The sequence below is a fragment of the Arthrobacter sp. 10T44 genome, from assembly GCF_056393885.1.
Map to the genome: position 1 here is coordinate 1 of NZ_JBFTGT010000009.1, position 21541 is coordinate 21541.

Consider the following 21541-nt stretch of genomic DNA (forward strand, 5'->3'; position numbering starts at 1 on the left):
GACCGGCGGTCGAGGCCGCAGAAATCCCTCGACGGCCTGGTCGGCGCCTGCAAAGTGGCCCTGGCTTCCGGCGCACTGCCCGCCACCGGAGGGCTCCGGCCCCAGGTCATGGTCACCATCGATTACCGCGACCTCCTCGAACGCCTCCACCGAGACACCGGCACCGCCGCCGACGGGGCCGGCCAACACGCCGCGGGGACAGTCCCGCTCGAGTTCACCGGCACCGGGACGCTGGCCTTCACCGGCCCCGTCACCGCCGCGATCATCCGCAAAATCGCCTGCGACGCGGACATCATCCCCGTCCTGCTCGGATCCCAGGGCCGGATCCTGGACATCGGCCGCACCACCCGGATCTTCCCGCCCCACCTCCGCAAAGCCATCACCGCCCGCGACCAGGGCTGCGCCTTCCCCGGCTGCACCATCCCCGCACCCTGGTGCGAAGCCCACCACATCAACTACTGGTCCACAGGCGGCACCACATCCACCGACAACGGAACGCTCCTCTGCTCCCACCATCACCACCTGACCCACAAAGAACAATGGACCATCCAGATCCGTGCCGGGATCCCCTGGTTCATCCCGCCACCCCACCTCGACCCACGCCAAACACCCCGAAGAAACCACTACTTCAGATGCTGAACCACGCAGCCGACGTCGGCGGTGAAACGGGGCACGCGGCGCGGTATCACGTGTCGAGGACGAAAATCCCGTCCGGGCCGTCGGCGGTGCTGCAACCAGAGACGGCCAGGCCGCGCATCTTGGCGGCGTACGCAGCATAGTCCGGTCCGTGGGTCACGGAATCAGTCTGCTACGGCGGTCGCCGACGTCTTCCGCGGTCAGCGGCGCCAGCGGTACGGCGTCGTCGTGGACACCCGGACCAGGCCGTAGCGCTCCAGGATAGGCCGCGAATATTCGGTGGAGTCGCTGTGGATGAGCGTCTTGCCGAGGGATATCGCCGCCCGCGCGCGGGCTGCGGTGAGCGCTCGGTAAATTCCCCGGCCGCGCCATTCCTCGCGTGTGGCGCCGCCCCAGATGCCGGCGAAGTCGGTGTCCGGCACCGGTTCCAGGCGGCCGGCGCTGACGATCACGCCTTGGTGCTCGGCGACCCACAGCTCCATCCCGTCGCCGCGGGCCATTCGGCGCAGGATTGCTTCAGCGTTTCCGTCAGAGGCGGGGCTGCCGAAGACTTCGTCCTGCATGGCGCTCATGGCGCGGATGTCCGTTTCGTCCGTAACCCGCCGCAGGCTCACCCCGCGCGGCAGGTCCACGTCGACGTCGAGCGCGCTGGCATCCCCGATCATGACCGATTCTGTCTCGTCTGGCTCAAACCCGTTCTCGAGCAGCGCCTCGTGCAGCCCGGGCGCATTGTCGTGGCCCCGGGTTTTCCATTCGACCCGCACGATTTCCGGATCCGCGCGGTAGAACGCCACCGTTTCTGCCACCCACCGCGCGATCTTCGACGCATCGGCTCCGGCCAGATCCTGATAGGTCACGAATCCGCGGCCGCCCGCGAAGGTCACCAGCCGCAGCGGGCCCAAACGCTCGACGGCGACCGCACTAGGGGTCTCCGCATCGGTGCGGAGTTGCTGATCGTACGCCGTAAGGAGTTTCAAATTCGTCATCGGACCTCAGGCTACAGCGGCGCCGCAGTTACGGGCCGCGTCACTGGATCTGATGGCAGGATTCGTGGTCATCGCCCGCTAGGGTTGGCGTGATGAAGCGAGCGGTCATTCTTGGGGGTACAGGTGTGTTGGGACGGGCCATCGCGCGACGCCTGCTGGATGCCGGTTGGCAGGTGGAAATCACGGGCCGGGACGCGTCGAAGATGCCGGCAGTGCTGCGCGAGGCGGGGGCCACATTCGAGTCCTCCGACCGGAGGAACGACGCAGACCTTGCACGAACCGTGGGCAACGGAGCGGACCTCTTGGTGGACGCGGCCTGTTACACGGCGGCGGACGCCCGCCTGCTACTCCCCCATCTGGCCGCGGTCGGGTCGGCGGTCATGCTATCCAGCAAAGCCGTCTACATCGACGACGCCGGCAATCACGTGAATTCCGACGTCGCGCCAAGATTCCCGCTTCCTATCAGGGAAGACCAAGCGACCATGCAGCCGGGGAACGGTGACTACGAATCCCGCGAGGGATACGGCGCCAACAAGGTCGCTGCCGAGCACGTCCTCCTGGACAGCGGCTATCCCGTGACTGTAATCCGCGCCTCGAAGGTTCACGGCGATGGAGCTGCCCGGCCGCGGGAATGGATGTTCGTCAAGCGGGTCCTCGACCGACGGCCTGCGGTGTTCCTGGCTTCCAAAGGGGCCGGAGGCGACCACACCACAGCCGCCGTCAACACAGCGGCCCTGGTCGAAACGATCGCAGCCCGCCCCGGCCAACGGATCCTCAACAGCGCGGACCCCGACGCCCCTACCGGTCTGGACATCGCCCGCACGATCGCGGACCGCCTTGACCACGAGTGGGAAGAAATCCTCCTCGATTCCGACGCCCATCCGGACCTCGGCGCGCACCCTTGGAACTTCACTCCGCCGCTGATCCTCGACACGCAGGCGTCCACGGCTCTCGGCTACCAGCCCGTTGGAACCTACGCCCAAACTGTCACTGCGGAAATCGACTGGCTACTCGCCAACCCGGCCAACCAGCCGGGCCCCGCGGAGCCGTTCTTCGACCACCTCACCGACTACGCCGCTGAAGACGCCTTCCTCGCCGCACGGAGCTAGGATCCGATCCCGGCCCGGCACCTGCAGGCGCTGACCGAAACCGCAGCAGCGTCCTGGCGGAGTCCGGAGGGAAAGCAGCACGCTCCGTCAGGGGTATCCCGCAAGGAAAATCCTCGGCCCCGGCCCTACGCTTATTGTGGCCTCCGTCCTACGCTTAAGAGCCTAAGGCTCAAGTCTCTCCGCTCGGCATGGATTCGAAGGTGGGCCACCCAATGGGCAGTCATCTCATGGCAATGGAGCAAGTGCACCGGGGCCCTCTCTTCTGGCCGCGAAGGATTCTGGTTGCGCTGCACGCCGCAATGGCCGCGGCACTGGCGACGGTTGTTGCCCTCGCAGGCTGCACGGCGATGGCAACGTCCGCGAAGGGACAGTACGTTCCGCAGACCCGGACGTATTACATCGGGGCGGACGAGGTCGACTGGAACTATGCGCCGTCCGGAATGAACCAGGTCACGGGCGCAGCCTTCGACAAAACAGCGGCCGTCTTCACCCAGCGCGGCCCCCGGCGCATTGGCGCCACCTACGTGAAGGCGCTGTACCGGGAGTACACGGACGCGTCCTTCACCAAGCTCAAGCCGCGCAGCGCCGCCGAACGGCATCTCGGCATGCTCGGCCCGGTCATCCGGGGCGTCGTCGGCGACACCATCAAGGTGGTCTTCAAGAACAACCTCGACCGTCCGGCTTCCGTGCACGTCCACGGCGTGTTCTACGACAAGGCCAGCGAGGGCGCCCCGTACGACGACGGCACCGGGGCGGCGGACCACGGGGACGACGCCGTACCTCCGGGACACTCCTACATTTACAGCTACAAAGTGCCGGACCGGGCCGGTCCCGGCCCGATGGACGGGAGTTCCGTGATGTGGATGTACCACTCGCACAAGGACGAAGTCGGAGACGACTACGCCGGCCTAGTCGGTCCGATGGTCATCACCAAGACCGGCGCCGCCCGCGCGGACGGTACCCCGAACGATGTGGACCGCGAGTTCTTTGTCCAGTTCAAAGTCAGTAACGAAAACGCCAGCCCGTACCTCAAGCGCAATATCGACCGCTTCGCCGGCGACCCGCGTTCGGTGGCGCCGGCTGATGAAGAGTTCGTCGAGAGCAATCTGATGCACTCCATCAACGGGTACGTGTACGGCAATCTGCCGTTAGATGCGCTGACTATGAAAAAGGGCGAACGGGTCCGCTGGTACCTGATGGGCATGGGTACCGAGGTGGACCTGCACACACCGCACTGGCACGGAAACACCGCGACGGCGCTGGGTATGCGCACCGACGTCGTGAGCCTGCTGCCGGCAAGCATGGTGGTGGCCGATATGGTTCCCGACGACGTGGGTACTTGGCTCTTTCATTGCCACGTCAACGACCATCTGACCGCCGGTATGTCGGTCCGGTACCGGGTGGCGGACGCGGCGAGCACCGGCAGCAGCGACCATTCCGACCACACGCCGTAGCAGGCAGGCGCGGCCGGTTTTTGGGAGAGTGACGGCCCGCCGGGAAGACCCAGGGTCGGTACGCTCGGGCAATGGGAAACTCCGAGAACCTGGCCGGCGTAAGAACCGCATATGACACGGTGGCCGAGGCTTATTCAGAGGCGCTCCCGGACACCAGCTTTGAAACGCGGCTCGATATGGCGATGACCAACGACTTCTGCGCGCGGCTTCGCGCTGCCCCGGGACGGAAAGTGATCGACGCCGGATGCGGCGCCGGACGATTGAGTGTCCGCTTAGCCGAAGCGGGGCTCGACGTTACAGGCGTGGATCTCTCACCGGGGATGGTCCGGGTGGCACAACGAAGCCATCCCGGGCTCGCATTCGAAGTGGGCGAACTGACAGCTCTCCCGGCGGCCGACGCTGCCGCACACGGCATCCTCGCCTGGTACTCGATCATCCACGCTTCCCCGCCGGAGCTGCGGCAGATCGCTCAGGAGTTCTGGCGGGCGCTCCGCCCCGGCGGCTGGGCCCTCATCGCCTTCCAGGCGGGCAGCGGCCAGCGGCCAGCGCACCATCGAGCGCGCTTACGGGCACGACGTCGTACTCCGGGCAGAACTGCACAGTCCCGACGACGTCGTCCGCCGCTTCACGGAGCAGGGCTTCGCGCTGGAGGTGCAACTTGTCCGGGCCGCACGGGAAGGCGAAAAACACCCGCAGGCAATGCTCCTTATGGGCAAACCGGACGCCCCAGCCGCAGCGGCAGTCCCTTAGTACCCTGCGGCGGACTGTCTTACGCTGATCCAGTAGCGCCAGACCCTACTAGGTCCGGCCTTGCTGACATTCTCACGCACTCCGCCCTGACGCTCGATAGTTTTCGCTGAGGCGACGGTGCCGGCGGCGCAGACCAGCAGGACTCGGTCCATGCCGAGCAACTGCGCCTCGTCGACCATCTTCCCGAGCGCCCAGGTTCCCAGTCCGCGCCGGCGCGCGGACGGCCGGATGCCGTAGCCGATGTGCCCGGTCCGATCCTCGGACCCGGTGGACGCGTGGCGCAGTGCGATCCCGCCGAGCACCCGTCCGTCCTCGATGATCCATCGGTAGGTGCAACGGGCCGACTCCTGAGCCAGTCGTTCCAACCACGCCTCGAAACCGGAAGGAGACTCAACGTCGTCGTCCGGCAGCAGCCCGAAGCCATCCTCGTGACCCGGCCCCCACTCGGCGTGGGCCTCAAGCCAGGCGGCGCGCAAACCTAGAGAAGGAACAGTCAGGGCTGGCATACCGGCACTATATCGATGCTTCCGGCACCAATGCCGTCCGGCCGGCGCGGTAAAGTGTCACCGGAAGATTCCTTCCCGGTCCCGCCACACATTCTTGAAAGGCTCGCTGCAATGAGCATGCTCGGCACCAAATGGAAGCTCCACGGAAACGGCAAGTCCATCCGCCCCGGCGAGGTCGTCAGGCCGGATGAGCGCCTCGCGTGGCCCCTGACAATCGGCGTGGGCATGCAGCACGTTGTCGCCATGTTCGGCGCCACTTTCCTGGTGCCGATCATCACCGGCATGCCGCCGGCCACCACGCTGTTCTTTTCCGGCATCGGCACCCTGCTGTTCCTGGTCATCACCAAGGGCCGGGTGCCCAGCTACCTCGGCTCCTCCTTCGCGTTCATCGCCCCGATCATGGCCTCCCAACAGCAGTACGGGATTCCCGGCGCGCTGGGCGGCGTGGTGCTGGCCGGCGTGGGGCTGGCCATCATCGGCGCCATTGTGCAGAAGTTCGGCGCGGGCTGGATCAACCGGCTGATGCCGCCGATCGTCACCGGCGCCATCGTGGGGCTGATCGGCCTGAACTTGGCCCCCGCCGCCAAGAACAACTTCGACGCCGCCCCCATCACCGCCCTGGTCACCCTCGCGGTGATCATCGTGGTCAGCGTCTTCTTCCGCGGCATCCTTGGCCGCCTCAGCATCCTGGTCGGCGTCGTGGTGGGCTACCTCGTCGCGATGATCCGCGGCGAGATCAACTTCGACAAGGTCGACGCCGCCGCCTGGGTCGGGCTCCCGCACTTCCAGACCCCCGAATTCCACCTCGGCGTCGTCGGCCTCTTCGTCCCGGTGGTGCTGGTGCTGGTGGCGGAGAACATCGGCCACGTGAAGTCGGTCTCCGCCATGACCGGGCAGAACCTCGACGGCGTGTCCGGCCGCGCACTGATGGCCGACGGCGCCGCGACTGTCCTCGCCGGCCTGGGCGGCGGATCCGGTACCACCACCTACGCCGAAAACATCGGCGTCATGGCCGCAACGAAGGTCTATTCGACGGCGGCCTACTGGGTGGCCGGCATCTTCGCCGTCGTGCTGAGCTTCTCGCCGAAGTTCGGCGAACTCATCGCGACCGTCCCGGCTGGCGTGCTCGGCGGCGCAGCCACCATGCTCTACGGCATGATCGGCGTCCTGGGCGTGAAGATCTGGGTGCAGAACAAGGTCAACTTCTCCAACCCGATCAACCTCACCACCGCCGCAGTGGCCCTGATTGTCGGCATCGCCGATTACACCTGGACCATCGGCGACCTCAAGTTCACCGGCATCGCCCTGGGCTCCGCGGCCGCCCTGGTGATCTACCACGGCATGAAGGCCATCGCGAAGGCCCGCGGCACCGTGGCCGAACCGGAGACCGAAGACGCCGCGCCCGTCGCAGCGGCCCGGGCTGCCGTCAACGCCGCGGCGAAGCGCTCTCCGAAGAAGCGCCGCTAGCCGCCGGCAGGCACACAACCCGCTGCACAAAAGGCCGGCGCCCTCCCACCATGCGGTGGCAGGGCGCCGGCCTTCGGCGTGTCCGCGGCGGTCTAGCCGGCGTCGAACGATTCCTTGTCTTCGCTGTCACGATCCTTCGGTGACTTCTCATCCGGCAGGTCCGTGCCGCTGCCGTCCGGAATTCCGGCGGCGTCCTGGCCGGACTCCGAGGAGAACGGCCGGCCCGGCTCCGGTTCCTCCGTGTTGGCCGCGTCCATCTCCGCGTCCGAGGAGGGCACCGCGCCGCCGCTTTCGGCTGCCGCTTCGTTGCCCTGCTCGAATCCGGCTTCGCTGCTTTCGTTTTCCGCGTTCATCTGTTCCTCTGTTCCTCCGAAGCGTCCGGCTCCGGGTTCTCCTGCACTGTCCTGGTCTTCGGCCCCGAACTGGCTCAGGTCCGGCGTCCCCGCCGGGTAGGTCTCGCCGTCCGGGCTGTCCTGGTTGAGGCCCGCGGCATCGAAGGCCTCTTCATCGCGGGGCTGTGCAAACGTCTTCGCGTCCCCGCCTGGCAGTTCCTGCTCGGCGGTGGGGGTTCCGTAGCCGCCCGCTTCCTCTTCGATGGGGCGTCCTTGCGGGTCCTGAGTCACGTCGTTCCTCCTGCTTTCTGGCATTCGGCCGGTCGAATCTGGATGATCGGATCTGGAGTCCAGCCGCGCCCGGGAGCGCAGCCTTTCCGTGTTTTCCACCGTACCCGAAAAATCCTCAGTAAGCTTAGTACCGACCTGAATTTGTGTTTCGGGCCAAGTTGACCGCCATCCCGTGCCGGGCGCACGCAAGGGGGTCGCAGGTGAAACTTGAAAGGGAGCGACGATGCCCAACGCCGAAGAAACCCGGAACGATGGCCGGGACGAAACCTTCGACGAGAAGATGGACCGCAACTGGGCCGAACTGCTGCAGGAGCTGCGGGTTCTTCAGACCGGCGTCCAGATCCTGGCCGGTTTCCTGCTGACCTTGCCGTTCCAATCACGCTTCGAGACGCTGGACGGGTTCCAGCTGACCCTCTACCTCACCAACGTTGTCCTGGCAGCCCTAACCACCGCACTGATCCTGCTGCCGGTGAGCGCGCATCGCCGGCTCTTCCGCAAGGGGCTCAAGGATACCCTCGTGGCCAGTGCGGACCGGATCGCGAAAGTGGCCCTGGCCGGCGTCGCACTGCTGAGCGTGGGTACTTCTGCGCTGGTCTTTGACGTGACAGCGGGACGGACCGCCGGACTTACCGCCGGCGGCGCGCTGCTGGCCGTACTGTTGATCCTGCTCGTGCTGATTCCCAACAGGCTCCGCCGCAAGACCGGACGGGGGTAGGCCATGAACGGAACTGCACCTCACACGATCCACCCAGAATCGGGAGCAAGAATGCGCAAGTGGGCCAAGGAACACGGACTGCTGCTGGCGAACATCGGACTTTTCGTCGTCTTCTTCGGCGGCATGGTCATCAGCGGGGCCGCCGACTACAGCGAGGACCAGCTCGCCCACGGCCAGGCCGCCGTCGGAATCTTCGAGTATCTGGGGACCGGAGCGTTCCTAGAGGCGACCTTCGAGAACTGGGAGTCGGAGTTCCTGCAGATGGGCATGTACGTCATCCTGACGGTCTTCCTCTTCCAGAAGGGTTCCTCCGAGTCGAAGCCGATGGGGAAAAAGGCCCCGCAGGACGAGGATCCGCGGGAGGCCACGATCAAGGCGGCGACGCCGTGGCCGGTGCGCCGCGGCGGTTGGGTGCTGAAAATCTATGAGCACTCCCTCTCGATCATGTTCCTGCTGCTGTTCCTGATGTCAGTCGCGCTCCACGCGGTAGGCGGCAGCGAGGAGTACAGCCAGGAGCAGCAGGCCCATGGCCAGCCCCCGGTCACCGTGCTGGGCTACCTCACGACGAGCCGGTTCTGGTTCGAGTCATTCCAGAACTGGCAGAGCGAGTTCCTGGCCGTCGCGGTGCTGGTCGGCGCTTCCGTGTATCTGCGGGAGAAGGGATCCCCGGAGTCCAAGCCAGTGGCCGAGCCGCACTACGAAACCGGCGCCTAGGGCGGAGGCTCTCCGGCTTCGCGGCTCAGGCCCCTTCGAGCACCTGGCTGGTGGCCCAGGCCAGGTACTTCGCGGCGTTGGCGATGGCATCGGCGGGGCTGGGCGCCACGTCCAGCAACTGGGCGGCGGCGACCACCCCGTGGCGGTCGAGGTCCTCGGGGGTGACGAGAATCCGGCCGGCGACCATGATGACCGGGATGCCCAGGTCGCGGGCAGCGTCGGCCAGGGCAATCGGCGCCTTCCCGGCCAGCGACTGGGAATCCAGGGAGCCCTCCCCGGTGATCACCAGGTCCGCGTCCGCGAGCTTCGCGGCAAGCCCGGTTAGCCCCGCGACAAGTTCAAAGCCGCCCTCCAGCGCAGCGTTGCTGAAGGCCAGGAACGACGCCGGGAAGCCGCCGGCGGCGCCAGCGCCGGGGACGTTGACGTCACGGCCGGTGGCCTGCCGCAGCACCGAGGCCCAGTTGCGCAGCCCGGCGTCGAGCACCTCCACGGCCTCCGCGTCGGCGCCCTTCTGGGCGCCAAAGACGTGCGCGGCGCCGTCGGCGCCGTAGAGGGGGTTCTGCACGTCCACGGCAATCCTGAACTTCACGGCCGCCAGCCGCGGATCCAGTCCGCTGAGGTCCACGGCGACCACGTCGCCGAGCGAGCCGCCGCCGAGCGGCACCACATTGCCGGCGGCGTCCACCGGCTTGAGGCCCAGGGCGCGCAGGGCGCCGCTGCCGCCGTCGGTCATGGCCGAGCCGCCCACGCCAAGCACAATTTCGGTGGCGCCGGCGTCCAGCGCGGCCGCGATCAGCTGTCCGCACCCGTAGCTGTGGGCCCGCAGGGCGTTGGCCGGCGTCGGCTCCATGTGTGCGAGCCCGGACGCCTGTGCCGTCTCGATGACGGCGGTCGCCCCGCCGAAGGCGTCCTGGCGGATCGCCCAGGCCGCGCCGATCGGCGCCAGAATCGGCCCGACGACGGCGTTCAGGCGCTCCTCGTACCCGGCAGCGACCGCCGCCTCCAAGGTGCCCTCGCCGCCGTCGGCCACGGGGAACTGGACGGCCTCGGCCTCGGGGTAGACGCGCAGGGCGCCCTCGGCAATGGCGGCGGCGGCCTCGGCGGCAGTCAGGGAGCCCTTGAACTTGTCAGGGGCGATCAGGATACGCATGGCTCCATCCTGCCAGCCCGCGCCGACAATTACTTTCCGAGACAAGGCCGGGAGCGCCGGAGTAACGTGGGCACTTCCGGGCCGCCCGGGATCCTCCCGCGGACGGCCGTGGCAGTTCCGGCCCGCCCCGCGGGCCGGCGAGCAGGAGGTAGCGGTGAGCAACATCGGACACACCGGCGGCAGCTTGCCGGGCATCACGGGACTCGTACTGGTCCGGCACGGGGAAAGTGAAGGCAACGTTGCCGCCACCCTCGCGCATCAGGCCGGGGCGCAGGTCATAAACGTCCCGGCGCGCGACGCCGACGTCGGACTCTCGGACACCGGCCGGGAACAAGCGCTGGCGCTGGGCCGATTGCTGGCCCGCGTCCCCGAGCCGGGCCGCACCGCCGTATGGTCCTCCCCCTACGCCCGCGCCCGGCAGACCGCCGAACTCGCAGTCCAGACCGGCGGATGGCGGGTGCAGATCCGGCTGGACGAGCGGCTCCGCGACCGCGAACTCGGCATCCTGGACATGCTGACCTCCGCGGGCGTGGAGGCGCGGCTGCCGGAGGAAGCCCAGCGACGGCGGTGGCTGGGGAAGTTCTACTACCGGCCGCCGGGCGGCGAATCATGGGCCGACGTCGTGCTGCGGCTCCGCTCGCTGCTGGCCGACCTGGATCGTGACCATGCCGGGGAAGAGGTTCTGCTGGTCTGCCACGATGCCTTGATCGTGCTGTTCCGCTACATTCTGCAGGGCCTCTCGGAGTCCGAGCTGCTGGACATTGCCGCCACGACCAGCATTCTGAACGCCTCCGTCAGCCGCTTTGTCCGCACCGACGGGACGGGGGCGTGGGAGCTCGAGAGCTTCAACATGGCAGACCATCTGGCGGAGCAGGGCGTTCCCGTCACCGAGCACGCCGGGGACGCCGATGTCCACCCGCGCTAAGTCATCGCCCGCGGTGCAGCTGACACCCACTCTGCTGCGCGGCTGGCCGCTGCCCGGCGGCGGCTCCGGCAAGGACGACCGCGGTTCGGTGCTGGTGGTGGGAGGCGCCCGCAAGACGCCGGGGGCCGCCCTCCTCGCCGGCGTCGCGGCCCTGCGCTCCGGCGCCGGCCGGCTGACCCTGGCGGTGGCAGAGTCGACGGCGGTGCAGCTGGCGGTGGCGTTCCCGGAGTCCGGCGTCGTGGGGCTGCCGGAAACGGGCCACGGATCGGTTAAGGGCTCCGGGGCGTCGCTGCTGGCAGACGAGGCCGGCGCCGCTGACGCCATCCTCGTCGGACCCGGCCTGGACGACAAGGACGAGACCCTGTCGTTGCTGCGGGCGCTGCTGCTGCCGGGCCGGTCGCGGCCGAAGCGCGGACCCGCCGTCGTCCTCGATGCCTATGCACTGGGCTGCCTGCCCGAACTGGCCGGCGAACTGCAGCCCTGGGCCGGCCGGCTGATCCTGACCCCCAACGTCACCGAAGGCGGCATCCTGTTGGGCCGGGACATTGAGGATCTTCAGCGGGACGTGCCTCGGATCGCCGACAAGTACCAGGCGGTGGTGAGCTGCCAGGGGGTGATCGCGGAGCCCGGCGGGAACCTCTGGGAAATCACCACCGGACACAGCGGCCTGGGCACCTCCGGAAGCGGCGACGTACTGGCCGGAGCCATCGCCGGCCTGCGGGCCCGCGGGACCACCGATGCGCAGGCCGCCTGCTGGGGCTCCCATCTGCATGCCGCTGCCGGCGACCGGCTGGCGAGCAGGCTGGGCGGACTCGGCTATCTGGCGCGCGAGCTCTGCGATGAGCTGCCGGCGCTGATGGTGGAACTCAGCAGTTAAGCGGTGCGCGCGGCCGCCGTTGGTCAGGGCAGGGCCTCAGTCCGGCCACTGCCCACGTTCCTGCAGGACGGCCTTCAGCACGTCCGCGCGGTCGGTGACGATCCCGTCGACGCCAAGGTCCAGCAGGCGGTGCATCTCGGCCGCCTCGTTGATGGTCCAGACATGGACGTGCAGGCCGTGGCGGTGGGCGCGGCGGACGAACCCGGCCGTCACCACGGGCACGGCCCCGTAGCGGACCGGCACCTGCAGGGCGTGCACGTCGTGGAGCGCACGTGCCGTCACCCGGCGCAGCAGTGTCGCCGGGAGCAGCGGCCCCAGCAGCACGAAGAGGGCGTTGGAGGCCATGCCGGCGGAACTTGCGGCGGGCCGGCTCAGGCGGCGCAGCACGGCGCGCCGGCGGCGGTCGGAGAAGCTCGCGATCAGGACGCGGTCATGCAGGCCGTACTGCTCGATCGCCGCGGCCAGGGTGGCCACCGAGTTCCAGTCCTTGACGTCGAGGTTCAGCCGGACCTCCGGAAACTCCGCGACCAGCTCCTCCAGCAGCGGGATCGGCTCGGTGCCGGCGATCCTGGCCCGGGCCACCGTTTCGGCCGGGAGCTCGGAAATCCGGCCGCTGCCGTCCGTGACCCGGTCGAGGGTTTCGTCGTGGAAGAGCAGCAGGACGCCGTCGGCGGTGGTGTGCACGTCCGCTTCCAGGTAGCGGTAACCGAGTGCGACGGCGGCGCGGAAGGCGGCCATCGAGTTCTCGGCGCCCTCGGGCGAGAAGCCGCGGTGGGCCATCGCCACGGGCGCGCCGGCAGCGCCGCCGGGGGCGAGGAAGGGGTGCGGGAGGGTCACTCTTGAAGCGTACCGGAGCCGGGCCGGCCGTTGCCGGAACGCGGGCTCAGGAGCCGTGGGGCAGGATCTCCACCCCGTCGCTGCAGTGCAGCAGTGTCCGGCCGCCGCCGTCGAGGTCCACCCACACAGTGGTGTGGTCCGGCGTCACCGCGTCGACGAACCCGCCGGTCTCGAACCCGGGCGTGAGCCGCACCCGGACCCGGTCGCCCTGGCGCAGGCTCTTCCAATGCGCGTCGGGATCCACCCGTCGGAGCGGCTGGTCATCAGTATGTCGGTTGCCGTACCTGGCCATGATTGCCCCACCATCAGTCAAGAGATCCGTTCGGTCACGCCAGCCTAGGCGGCCAAGGTGAACGGCAGTTGTCCGTCAGCTGGGAATCCCGTGTCCGCCGGGCGGCGTGGGTTACGGGAGCCGGACGCCCAGCTCGGCGAGCTTGGCTTCGAGGATCTGGGCCACGCCGTCGTCGTCGAAATGCGGTGCCTGCTGGCCGGCCGCACGGATTGCTTCCGGGTGTCCGCTGGCCATGGCGTAGCCGTGCCCGGCCCAGCGCAGCATCTCGATGTCGTTGGGCATGTCGCCGAAGGCCACGACCTCCTGCGCCTGAACGCCCAGGGACGCCGCGTATTCGGCGAGGGTCACGGCCTTGTTGACGCCGGGCAGCGACAGCTCCAGCAGCGCGATGTTGGGGGCCGAGTGTGTGGCTGCGGCCAGATGCGCGACAGCGGGCGAAACCTCGGCGAGGAACTCATCCGCGGTGCCTTCCCGGACGACCGCGAGGAACTTCACGACGGCGTCGTCGGCGCGGAGCGTGTCCTGCAGCGGGGCGGGCGTGAATTCGGCGAGCAGTCCGCTGGAACCGGTGCCCAGAAACCCGGGTTCCAGGTGGAAGCCGGTGAGGGTCTCCGCGGCGAACAACGCGGAAGGACGCAGCCGCTGGATGATTCGGCGGGCTTCGAAGACGGCGTCGAGCTCCAGGGCCCGGGCGGACACCATACGGTCGGCCTCCAGGTCCCACACCACCGCGCCATTGGAGCAGATCACGGTTCCGGTGTGGCCGAGTTGTTCCTGCAGGGGGTGCAGCCAGCGCGGCGGACGGCCGGTGACGAACACCAGTTCCACCCCGGCGTCGCGGCAGGCGTGGAAAGCGCGCACGGTCCGGTCGCTGATTTTGCCGTCGTGGCCCAGGATCGTTCCGTCAATATCACTTGCTACCAGCCGCATACTGCCAGTCTACGTTGGCCGCGCCCGCGCCATTTCGACGGTTCCCTGCCCGCAGGGTGGTTGGAATCGTCGAGGGCGCAGGGAAGCGTCGAAACAGGGGACGCGGATGGGCTGGTTCCGCTGCATACCACGACGCCGGTCAGTGCCGTTCGTACAGTCCGGTCAGGCTCGCCCGGGCCAGGGTGTGCGGGCCGAGCTTGGCTTCCAGCTTGGCCGGGGATGCGCCGGCGTCGAGCCCGGACTTTTCCACGTTCAGGGCGTGCACCGTGATGACGTAGCGGTGCGGGCCGTGGCCCTTGGGCGGGGCGGCCCCCAGGTAGCCGGCGGAACCGCCGTCGTTCCGGAGCTGGAAGGCGCCCAGCGGCAGGCCGCCGCCGTGCCGCGACCCCGCCCCCGCGGCCAGCGAGGTGACGTCCGCCGGGATGTCCAGCACGGCCCAGTGCCAGAAGCCGCCGTGGCCCGGCGCGTCAGGGTCGAACACCGTGACGGCGTAGCTTCGGGTGCCGGCCGGAGCGCCGCTCCAGTGCAGCGGCGGCGATTCATCCTTGCCGCCGGGACCGGTCGCCGCGCCGCGCTGGGCCGCCGGCAGGATCTGGCCGTCCTCGAAAGTGTCGCTGCTTAGGCTGAAGGCTGCCATGGCTTCCTCTCAATTGCTGGTTAGGCCCGCACTTTCCGGGCCCAGTTCCATCCGGTTAAGTTCGGCCCGGGTGGGCGGGTTGGCCCCGGCACGGGAGACCGTAACGGCGGCCGCCGCGGCGGCGTGGCCCAGGAGTTCGCGCAGGCTCCCGGCGGATAGCTCGCGCAGCTCCTTGCGGTTCTGGGCCCCGTTGAGGCCCAGGTCCACGACACCGGAGAGCAGCGCGGCCATGAAGGAATCCCCGGCACCGACGGTGTCCGCCACCTTCACCGACGGGGCCGCGACGTGCGCCTCGCCGGCGGCGTTGACGGCCCACGGTCCGGCCGCGCCGCGCGTGACCACCACCATGGCGGGGCCCTCCGAGCCGCCGAGCGAGAGCCACCGGCGGGCCGAATCCAGCGGATCAACGCCGGGGTATAGCCATTCGAGGTCCTCGTCGGAGGCCTTGACCACGTCCGCGAGCGTGACAAACTTTTCGGCCTGGTGGCGTGCGTAGTCGGCGTCGGTAATGATGCTAGGCCGGCAGTTGGGATCGAAGCTGATGGTCGCCGAAGGATGGGCATGCTCGACGGCGGCAAGCACCTCCGCGGCACCCGGCGCCAGCATCGTGGCAATCGAGCCGGTATGCAGCAGCGTGCTGCCCTGCAGCATGAACGGCAGCCGGTCCGCGAGGCCGGGGAGCTCCCAGGCGAGGTCGAAGGTGTAGCTCGCGGCGCCGTCGTCGTCAATCAAGGCGGTTGCCACCGACGTCGGCAGTTCGTCCGGACCCAGCGGGAGCAGCACCGAACTGGACTTGAGGTGCGCCGCGACGGATTCCCCGTAGGCGTCCCGGCCGTAGCGGCCGATGAACTGCACCGGGTGGTCCAGCCGGGCCAGGCCCACCGCGACGTTCAAGGGGCTGCCGCCGACGTGGGCCTGGATACCTGAGGAGCGCTGGACAACATCAACCAGGGCCTCACCAATGACTGTGAGCATGGTCATACTCTGCCAGAGAACGCCGCCCGGCGCCGCCCCAACCGGTGTTTTGATTCGATACCCCCAGGGGTATAGCCTTGAGGAGTGCCCACCCCTGACACCCAGCCCTCGCCCCGCCGCGCCGTCGCGCCCGGCGCCGTGATCCTGGGGCTGCGCCAAAACATTGCCCAGTTCATGCTGCTCGTTGCGGTCAACGCCCTCGTCGGGGGCACCCTCGGCCAGGAACGCACCGTGCTGCCGCTGCTCGCCAGCGACGTGTTCCATCTCGACAAATACACGAGCGCCCTGACTTTCGTCCTGGCCTTCGGACTGGCCAAGGCAGCCACCAACTACTTCGCCGGGACGCTCTCGGACCGCTATGGGCGCAAGCCGGTGCTGGTGGCCGGCTGGCTAATCGCGCTGCCCGTGCCGCTGCTGCTGATCTTCGGCACCAGCTGGTCCTGGATCGTGGCCGCCAACGTGATCCTGGGCATCAGCCAGGGCCTTACCTGGTCCACCACGGTGGTCATGAAAATGGACCTGGTCGGCCCGAACCGGCGCGGCCTCGCGATGGGATTCAACGAGGCCGCGGGCTACCTTGGCGTGGCCGGCACGGCCCTGGTTACCGGCTACCTCGCGGCGTCCTACGGCCTGCGGCCGGCGCCGTTCCTGCTCGGCGCCGCCTACATCGCCCTGGGGCTCGGCCTGTCCGTGCTCGCCGTCAAGGAAACGCACCACCATGCGAAAACCGAGGCCGCAAACCACGTCGACGCGCACAGCGGTGCCGGCGCGGCGCTCAGCACCCGCGAAATCTTTACCCTGACCAGCTTCCGGGACCGCTCGCTCTCCTCGGTGAGCCAAGCCGGGCTGGTCAACAACCTCAACGACGGCCTGGCCTGGGGCCTGTTCCCGGTTCTCTTCGCCGGCGCCGGCCTCTCGATCGAGCGCATCGGCATCCTCGCCGCGGTATACCCGGCGGTTTGGGGAGCGGTGCAACTTATCACCGGCGCCGCCTCAGACCGGCTGGGGCGCAAGTGGCTGATCGCGGGCGGCATGTTTATCCAGGCCGTGGGCCTGGCCATCGTGGCGGCCGGCCATGGCTTCGAAATTTGGCTCCTCGCGGCCGTCCTGCTCGGCGTGGGCACGGCGATGGTCTACCCCACCCTGCTGGCGGCCATCGGCGATGTGGCCCACCCGCAGTGGCGGGCGCGTTCGGTCGGCATCTACCGCTTGTGGCGCGACGGCGGCTTCGCCGTGGGCGCGCTGCTGTCCGGGATACTCGCGGACGCCTACGGCATTCCGGTGGCGATCGCCGTCGTCGCCGCTTTGACGGCGGCGTCCGGGCTCGTCGTCGCGGTACGGATGCGCGGCACCGACCACCACGCCTAGCACCGGCCCGCGCAGGTTCAGCGCTCCGCGCCGCCCTCCTGGTAGACGTCGGGAATGCCGTCATTGTCCGAGTCCCGCCGCTCCTCTTCCTCCGCCTGCCGGTACTGCCGGTTGCGGGTGCGGAGCACCACGCTCGCCAGCAGGGCGGCCAGCAACGACGCCGCCAGGATGCCGACCTTGGCGTGGTCGTCATGGACGCTGCCATTGCCGAAACTGAGCTCCGCTACCAACAGCGACACGGTGAAGCCGATCCCAGCCAGGATCGAGACGCCGAACACGTCGATCCACTTGAACGAGTTGTCCAGCCGCGCCTTGGTTACCTTGGTGAGCAGCCAGGTGGTGCCCAGGATGCCGGCCGGTTTGCCCAGGACGAGGGCCAGGATGACACCCACGGCGACCGGGTCCGCCAGCGCCGAGCCCAGCCCGCCCCAGCCGCCCACGGCAACGCCGGCGGAGAAGAAGGCGAAGACCGGCACCGCGACGCCGGCCGAGATCGGCCGGAACCGGTGCTCGAAGATTTCCGAAAGCCCCGGTCCGGCTTCCGGTCCCCCGCTGGCCTGGGAGCGCAGCACCGGGATCGCGAAGCCGAGCAGGACGCCGGCCACAGTCGCGTGGATGCCCGAGGCATGCACCAGGGCCCAGGTGGCCAGGCCGAGGGGCAGCAGGATGAACCACGCCGCGGGGGCCTTCAGCCCGAAGAAGCGGCGGTACCGGTGCGCCAGGTAGGTGTACAGGCCCAGCGGCAGCAGGGCCAGCAGCAGGGGGGCAAGCTGGAGGTCGCTGGAGTAGAACACGGCAATGATGGTGATGGCGATCAGGTCATCCACCACGGCGAGGGTGAGCAGGAAGATCCGCAACGCACTCGGCAGGTGCGAGCCGATGATCGCGAGGACCGCGACGGCGAAGGCTATGTCCGTGGCGGTGGGGATCGCCCAGCCGCGCAGCGTTTCGGGACTGCCGAGGTTGACGACGGCGTAGATCACCGCCGGGATGATCACCCCGCCGGCGGCCGCGGCAACCGGCACGATCGACTTGTCCAGCTGGCGAAGATCGCCGGCCACGAACTCGCGCTTGAGCTCCAGGCCGACCAGGAAAAAGAAGATGGCGAGCAGTCCGTCGGCCGCCCAGGCCCCCAGGCTGAGGTCCAGGTGCCAGGGTTCGTAGCCGATCTTGAAGTCGCGGAGCGCAAAGTAGCTCTCCGACGCCGGCGAGTTGGCCCAGATCAGCGCGGCGACGGCCGCGAACACGAGCAGGGCTCCGCCGACGGTTTCCTTTCGGAGGATTTCGCCGATGCGCAGGGATTCGGCGTAACTGCCGCGACCGAAGATGGTCAGGCGCGGCGTGCCGGCCTGGGGCGCGGGAGGAGGTGTGTGGCTCATGCGGAAGTCCTAAAATTTGGGTCGACTGAACTATGCCGACCAGACTTCCCGGCGCACCAGATCCCAGTCTACTTGCCTACGGCATCGAGCTGAATCGTTCCGCCTGTGACTTGGCACCCTGGACGATGATCTGGTCCTCCTCATAGAGGACCGTTTGCGCCGTGGTGTGGCCCCAGATCCCGCCGGGGCGCTTGACGGCCACCACGGTTACGCCGAATTTCTCCCGCAGTCCCACGACCCCGAGCGGGCGGTCCCGGACGATAGCCGGAGGGCCCGTCCGGATCATCACAAAATCGTCCTCGAATTCCACGTAGTCGAGGATGGAGCCGAGGACCAGGTGGGCCACCCGCCTGCCCATGTCATGCTCAGGCCGGATCACGTGCTCGACGCCGAGCTGGGCGAGGATTTCGGCGTGCGGCTCGCTGATTGCCTTCGCCCAGATCTGCGGGCGCTGGAATTTCAGCAGCCGCGAGGTGGTCAGGATGCTGGCTTCAATGTCGGAGCCGATGCCCACCACCGCGCGGTCAAACTCGTGCACGGACAGCTGGCGCAGCACCTCCTCCTTAGTCGAATCGGCCCTGACCACATGGGTGAGGCGCCCGTTGAAGGACTGGACAATTTCCTCGCTGGCGTCCACCCCGAGGACCTCGGTCCCCTGGGCCTCGAGCTCCAGGGCCAGGGAGCCGCCGAAGCGGCCGAGCCCAATGACCACCACCGAGGACGCCTTGGTGCTGGCGGCCGCAGTGCGGGCGGCAAAAATGTTCTTAGCCAATGAGCGGCCTTTCCTTGGGGAATTCGTAAAGCAGGGGCCGTTCGCGCAACGCGAGGGCGGCGCCGAGGGTCACCGGCCCCAGCCTGCCGACGAACATTAGCAGGATCAGGACCAGCTGGCCGGCCGGCGGCATGGCGGCGGTGATGCCCGTGGACAGGCCCACCGTCGCGAAGGCGGAGACAACTTCGAAAAGGATCCGCTCCTGGCCAAAGTCGGTAATGAGCATCAGGAACATGGTGGATCCGACCACCAGGGCGATCGCGAGGAGCACCACGGTGATCGCCTGGCGGTGGACGGCCCGGGAGAGCCGTTTCCCGAAGATGTTCACGGCCGTGCCGCCTTGGAGTTCGGTGCTGAGGATGAAGAAGAGCACGGCGAAGGTGGTGATCTTCAAGCCGCCGGCGGTTCCGGCCGGGCCACCGCCGATGAACATCAGGATGTCCATGCCGAGCCAGGACACGGGATGCATCTGCGAGATGTCGATGCTGTTGAAGCCGGCGGTGCGGGTGATGGCGGACTGGAAGAAGCCGGCGAGCACGCGGTCACCGGCCGGCAGCGCGCCGAGTGTGGCCGGGTTGGTCCACTCCACCGCGGTCAGGAAAACGGTCCCGCCGGTGAGTAGCACCGCCGAGCCGACCAGGACCAGTTTCGTGTTCATGCCCCAGAAGATCGGGCGCCGGTACTGCCGGACCAGTTCAAAGAGGACAGGGAAACCAAGGCCGCCGATGATCACCGCCGCGGCAATCGGAAGGCACACCCAGGGGTCGCCGACGAACCCCATCAGGTTGTCCGAATACAGGGCGAAGCCGGCGTTGTTAAAGGCTGACACCGCATGGAAGATGCCACGCCATACGGCCTCGCCGGGCGGGTAGCCGTAGCCGGCCATGAAGCGGGCCGCGAGAATCACGGCCAACAGCGCTTCCACGATCAGGCTGATGCCGAGGACCCCCACCAGCACCCCGCGGACGTCGCCGAAACCGGTGCTTTTGGTCTCCGCGGCGGCGGACAACCGGGATTTCAGGCCCAGCCGACGGGCGGTCAGGACCCCGAGCAGGGTGCCGAAGGACATCACGCCGAACCCGCCGATCTGGACCAGCACGAGGATGACCACCTGGCCGAAGCCGCTCCAGAACACGGGCGTGTCCACGGTGCTCAGGCCTGTCACGCAAACGGCTGAGGTGGCCGTGAAGAGGGCTTCCAGGAAGGTGGCCCCGCCGTCGCCGGTCTTCGCCACCGGCAGGGACAGCAGTCCGGTCCCCGCGGCGACGGCGCCGGCAAAGCCAAGGACGATCACCTGGGCGGGATGGCTGGGCGCGAAGGCGCGCGCGAACCTGGTGAAGCCCGCCACGGGGGCACGGAGCACCGCGGGAACTTTCACATGCATGGGGCCACGCTATCACCGGCGCCGGGCTGCTTCGCCGGGCCTATTCGGGTGGCCGCTCCCCGGGGCCGCCTCGGCCGGTTCAGCCCAGCAGTTGCTGCACGAGCTCGCGGCATTTCCGGTAGGCGGCCGCCTTCGGGTCGATCAGCGCAAAGTGGTCGCCGGGGACCTTGAGGAACTGGACCGGGGCGCCGCAGGCCTTGGCCGCGGCCGAGTAGGCCTCGGACTGGCTCATCGGCACAGTATCGTCCTCGGTGGTGTGCACGGCGTACACCGGAACCCGCAGCGGCACGGCGCTCATCGGGTCGGCGAACTTATGCCGTTTGGGGTATTTTTCCGAGGAACCGCCCAGGAAGTTGCTCACCGCGCCGTTGCTCAGGTTGAGCCGCTCCGCCTCGGCCAGGTTCAGCAGCCCGGACTGGCTGACGACACCGGTAAGGTGCACCGCGCCGTCGTCGTCCTTGCGCTGCAGCTGGCGGTCCGCGTCCGGGGCGCCGAGCTGGCCAAGCCGGCTGCGGCCGGCCGCCCAGACGGCCAGGTGCCCGCCGGCCGAGTGGCCAAGCGCGACGACGCGGTCCAAGCCGAGGCCGTGTTCGTCGGCGATGTCGCGCAGCTTGTCGATTCCGGCGAGGACGTCCGCGAAAGTGTGCGGCCAGCCTCCGCCGTTGCCCGCCCGCCGGTACTCCAGGTTCCAGGCGGCCACGCCGTGCGCAGCGAGGTCCTTGGCCAGCGGTTCGCCGAGTTCGGCGCCGTACTGCGAACGCCAATAGCCGCCGTGGATCACCACCACCACGCCCCTGGGCTCGGCCGCGTCCGGGAGGAAAAGTTCCCCCCACTGGCTCGGGTCGTCGCCGTAGTGGTACTTCTGCCGCTTCACTGTGTCCTCCTTGGGGCCCGGTGAACAGGCAGCGACCGCCCCCAGTGTCGCCGCCGCTGCGGCCGCCAATAGAGTCCGACGCCGCACATCAGCCATCTGCAGAGCCTACCTTGGGCGCCGCGCGGCGCCGTTGAAGCCGGCGCTGTATTGCCGCCACACGGTGACGGGCCGGCTGGCTGTC

23 protein-coding genes are annotated in these 21541 nt (G+C 68.6%); 10 read left to right on the forward strand and 13 right to left on the reverse strand.

The features are described 5' to 3' along the window. Positions 1 to 639: HNH endonuclease signature motif containing protein (locus tag AC1DBL_RS14115; protein WP_441419065.1), on the forward strand; the 639-nt coding region annotated here is incomplete at its 5' end. A 197-nt stretch (positions 640 to 836) separates the two neighbouring features. On the opposite strand, the gene AC1DBL_RS14120 is transcribed toward AC1DBL_RS14115, so the two are convergent. Further along, complete coding sequence (locus tag AC1DBL_RS14120) at positions 837 to 1622, reverse strand: GNAT family N-acetyltransferase (RefSeq protein WP_441419066.1); 786 nt, start codon at positions 1620 to 1622, stop codon at positions 837 to 839. A gap of 92 nt (positions 1623 to 1714) precedes the next feature. Here AC1DBL_RS14120 and AC1DBL_RS14125 point away from each other — a divergent pair, with 92 nt between their 5' ends. From AC1DBL_RS14125 to AC1DBL_RS14135, 3 genes are all read left to right on the forward strand, one after another. Then, the gene (locus AC1DBL_RS14125; RefSeq protein WP_476909628.1) at positions 1715 to 2731 is read left to right on the forward strand and encodes an NAD-dependent epimerase/dehydratase family protein; all 1017 of its coding nucleotides are present in this window, start codon (positions 1715 to 1717) and stop codon (positions 2729 to 2731) included. A 299-nt stretch (positions 2732 to 3030) separates the two neighbouring features. Further along, positions 3031 to 4185, forward strand: coding sequence for a multicopper oxidase domain-containing protein (locus AC1DBL_RS14130; RefSeq protein WP_476926355.1), 1155 nt, complete (start codon positions 3031 to 3033; stop codon positions 4183 to 4185). A gap of 182 nt (positions 4186 to 4367) precedes the next feature. Further along, a complete protein-coding gene (locus tag AC1DBL_RS14135; RefSeq protein WP_476926382.1) occupies positions 4368 to 5045 on the forward strand; it encodes a class I SAM-dependent methyltransferase in 678 nt (225 codons plus the stop codon). Here the strand turns inward: AC1DBL_RS14135 and AC1DBL_RS14140 are convergent. After that, positions 4932 to 5441: a GNAT family N-acetyltransferase gene (locus tag AC1DBL_RS14140; RefSeq protein ID WP_441419068.1), complete on the reverse strand. Its 510-nt coding sequence runs from the start codon at positions 5439 to 5441 to the stop codon at positions 4932 to 4934. The genes AC1DBL_RS14135 and AC1DBL_RS14140 overlap by 114 nt on opposite strands. 111 nt (positions 5442 to 5552) lie before the next feature. Between AC1DBL_RS14140 and AC1DBL_RS14145 the strand changes: the two genes are divergently transcribed. Continuing rightward, on the forward strand, positions 5553 to 6908 hold the full coding sequence (locus AC1DBL_RS14145; RefSeq protein WP_441419069.1) for a uracil-xanthine permease family protein: 1356 nt from the start codon (positions 5553 to 5555) through the stop codon (positions 6906 to 6908). A 92-nt stretch (positions 6909 to 7000) separates the two neighbouring features. Here the strand turns inward: AC1DBL_RS14145 and AC1DBL_RS14150 are convergent, their stop codons facing one another. Continuing rightward, positions 7001 to 7531 (reverse strand): hypothetical protein, encoded by a 531-nt coding sequence (locus AC1DBL_RS14150; RefSeq protein ID WP_476926356.1) that lies wholly within the window; start codon positions 7529 to 7531, stop codon positions 7001 to 7003. Positions 7532 to 7754: 223 nt separating this feature from the next. Here AC1DBL_RS14150 and AC1DBL_RS14155 point away from each other — a divergent pair, with 223 nt between their 5' ends. Both AC1DBL_RS14155 and AC1DBL_RS14160 read left to right on the forward strand, forming a co-directional pair. Continuing rightward, positions 7755 to 8246 (forward strand): DUF6328 family protein, encoded by a 492-nt coding sequence (locus AC1DBL_RS14155; RefSeq protein WP_441419071.1) that lies wholly within the window; start codon positions 7755 to 7757, stop codon positions 8244 to 8246. Positions 8247 to 8297: 51 nt separating this feature from the next. Next, positions 8298 to 8960 (forward strand): DUF6766 family protein, encoded by a 663-nt coding sequence (locus tag AC1DBL_RS14160; RefSeq protein ID WP_441419072.1) that lies wholly within the window; start codon positions 8298 to 8300, stop codon positions 8958 to 8960. Positions 8961 to 8985: 25 nt separating this feature from the next. Here the strand turns inward: AC1DBL_RS14160 and AC1DBL_RS14165 are convergent, their stop codons facing one another. Next, a complete protein-coding gene (locus AC1DBL_RS14165) occupies positions 8986 to 10110 on the reverse strand; it encodes a glycerate kinase (protein WP_476909617.1) in 1125 nt (374 codons plus the stop codon). A 154-nt stretch (positions 10111 to 10264) separates the two neighbouring features. Between AC1DBL_RS14165 and AC1DBL_RS14170 the strand changes: the two genes are divergently transcribed. Both AC1DBL_RS14170 and AC1DBL_RS14175 read left to right on the forward strand, forming a co-directional pair. Next, positions 10265 to 11035, forward strand: a complete 771-nt coding sequence (locus tag AC1DBL_RS14170; protein WP_476917277.1) for a histidine phosphatase family protein — start codon at positions 10265 to 10267, stop codon at positions 11033 to 11035. Further along, positions 11019 to 11912: an NAD(P)H-hydrate dehydratase gene (locus tag AC1DBL_RS14175; protein WP_441419075.1), complete on the forward strand. Its 894-nt coding sequence runs from the start codon at positions 11019 to 11021 to the stop codon at positions 11910 to 11912. The genes AC1DBL_RS14170 and AC1DBL_RS14175 overlap by 17 nt, the downstream gene beginning before the upstream one ends. A gap of 36 nt (positions 11913 to 11948) precedes the next feature. Here the strand turns inward: AC1DBL_RS14175 and AC1DBL_RS14180 are convergent, their stop codons facing one another. The 5 genes from AC1DBL_RS14180 to AC1DBL_RS14200 all read right to left on the reverse strand — a co-directional run bounded on the left by AC1DBL_RS14180 (position 11949) and on the right by AC1DBL_RS14200 (position 15583). Then, positions 11949 to 12749, reverse strand: coding sequence for a glycerophosphodiester phosphodiesterase family protein (locus tag AC1DBL_RS14180; protein WP_476893447.1), 801 nt, complete (start codon positions 12747 to 12749; stop codon positions 11949 to 11951). Positions 12750 to 12795: 46 nt separating this feature from the next. Further along, the gene (locus AC1DBL_RS14185; protein ID WP_441419077.1) at positions 12796 to 13041 is read right to left on the reverse strand and encodes a hypothetical protein; all 246 of its coding nucleotides are present in this window, start codon (positions 13039 to 13041) and stop codon (positions 12796 to 12798) included. 111 nt (positions 13042 to 13152) lie between these two features. Next, a complete protein-coding gene (locus AC1DBL_RS14190; protein ID WP_441419078.1) occupies positions 13153 to 13971 on the reverse strand; it encodes an HAD family hydrolase in 819 nt (272 codons plus the stop codon). 139 nt (positions 13972 to 14110) lie between these two features. Further along, on the reverse strand, positions 14111 to 14608 hold the full coding sequence (locus AC1DBL_RS14195) for a YbhB/YbcL family Raf kinase inhibitor-like protein (RefSeq protein ID WP_441419079.1): 498 nt from the start codon (positions 14606 to 14608) through the stop codon (positions 14111 to 14113). Between the two features lie 9 nt (positions 14609 to 14617). Continuing rightward, positions 14618 to 15583, reverse strand: a complete 966-nt coding sequence (locus tag AC1DBL_RS14200; protein ID WP_476926357.1) for a carbohydrate kinase family protein — start codon at positions 15581 to 15583, stop codon at positions 14618 to 14620. 174 nt (positions 15584 to 15757) lie between these two features. On the opposite strand from AC1DBL_RS14200, the gene AC1DBL_RS14205 reads away from it, so the two are divergent. Further along, a complete protein-coding gene (locus AC1DBL_RS14205; RefSeq protein WP_441419177.1) occupies positions 15758 to 16951 on the forward strand; it encodes an MFS transporter in 1194 nt (397 codons plus the stop codon). A 17-nt stretch (positions 16952 to 16968) separates the two neighbouring features. Here AC1DBL_RS14205 and nhaA read toward each other — a convergent pair whose 3' ends face one another. From nhaA to AC1DBL_RS14225, 4 genes are all read right to left on the reverse strand, one after another. Further along, on the reverse strand, positions 16969 to 18330 hold the full coding sequence (gene nhaA, locus AC1DBL_RS14210; protein ID WP_476893448.1) for a Na+/H+ antiporter NhaA: 1362 nt from the start codon (positions 18328 to 18330) through the stop codon (positions 16969 to 16971). A gap of 76 nt (positions 18331 to 18406) precedes the next feature. Beyond that, positions 18407 to 19102: a potassium channel family protein gene (locus AC1DBL_RS14215; RefSeq protein ID WP_476926358.1), complete on the reverse strand. Its 696-nt coding sequence runs from the start codon at positions 19100 to 19102 to the stop codon at positions 18407 to 18409. After that, positions 19095 to 20486, reverse strand: coding sequence for a TrkH family potassium uptake protein (locus AC1DBL_RS14220; protein ID WP_476909612.1), 1392 nt, complete (start codon positions 20484 to 20486; stop codon positions 19095 to 19097). Before AC1DBL_RS14220 ends, AC1DBL_RS14215 begins: the two co-directional genes overlap by 8 nt. A 79-nt stretch (positions 20487 to 20565) precedes the next feature. Then, positions 20566 to 21360, reverse strand: a complete 795-nt coding sequence (locus AC1DBL_RS14225; protein ID WP_476909611.1) for an alpha/beta hydrolase — start codon at positions 21358 to 21360, stop codon at positions 20566 to 20568. Between the last annotated feature and the right edge of the window lie 181 nt (positions 21361 to 21541).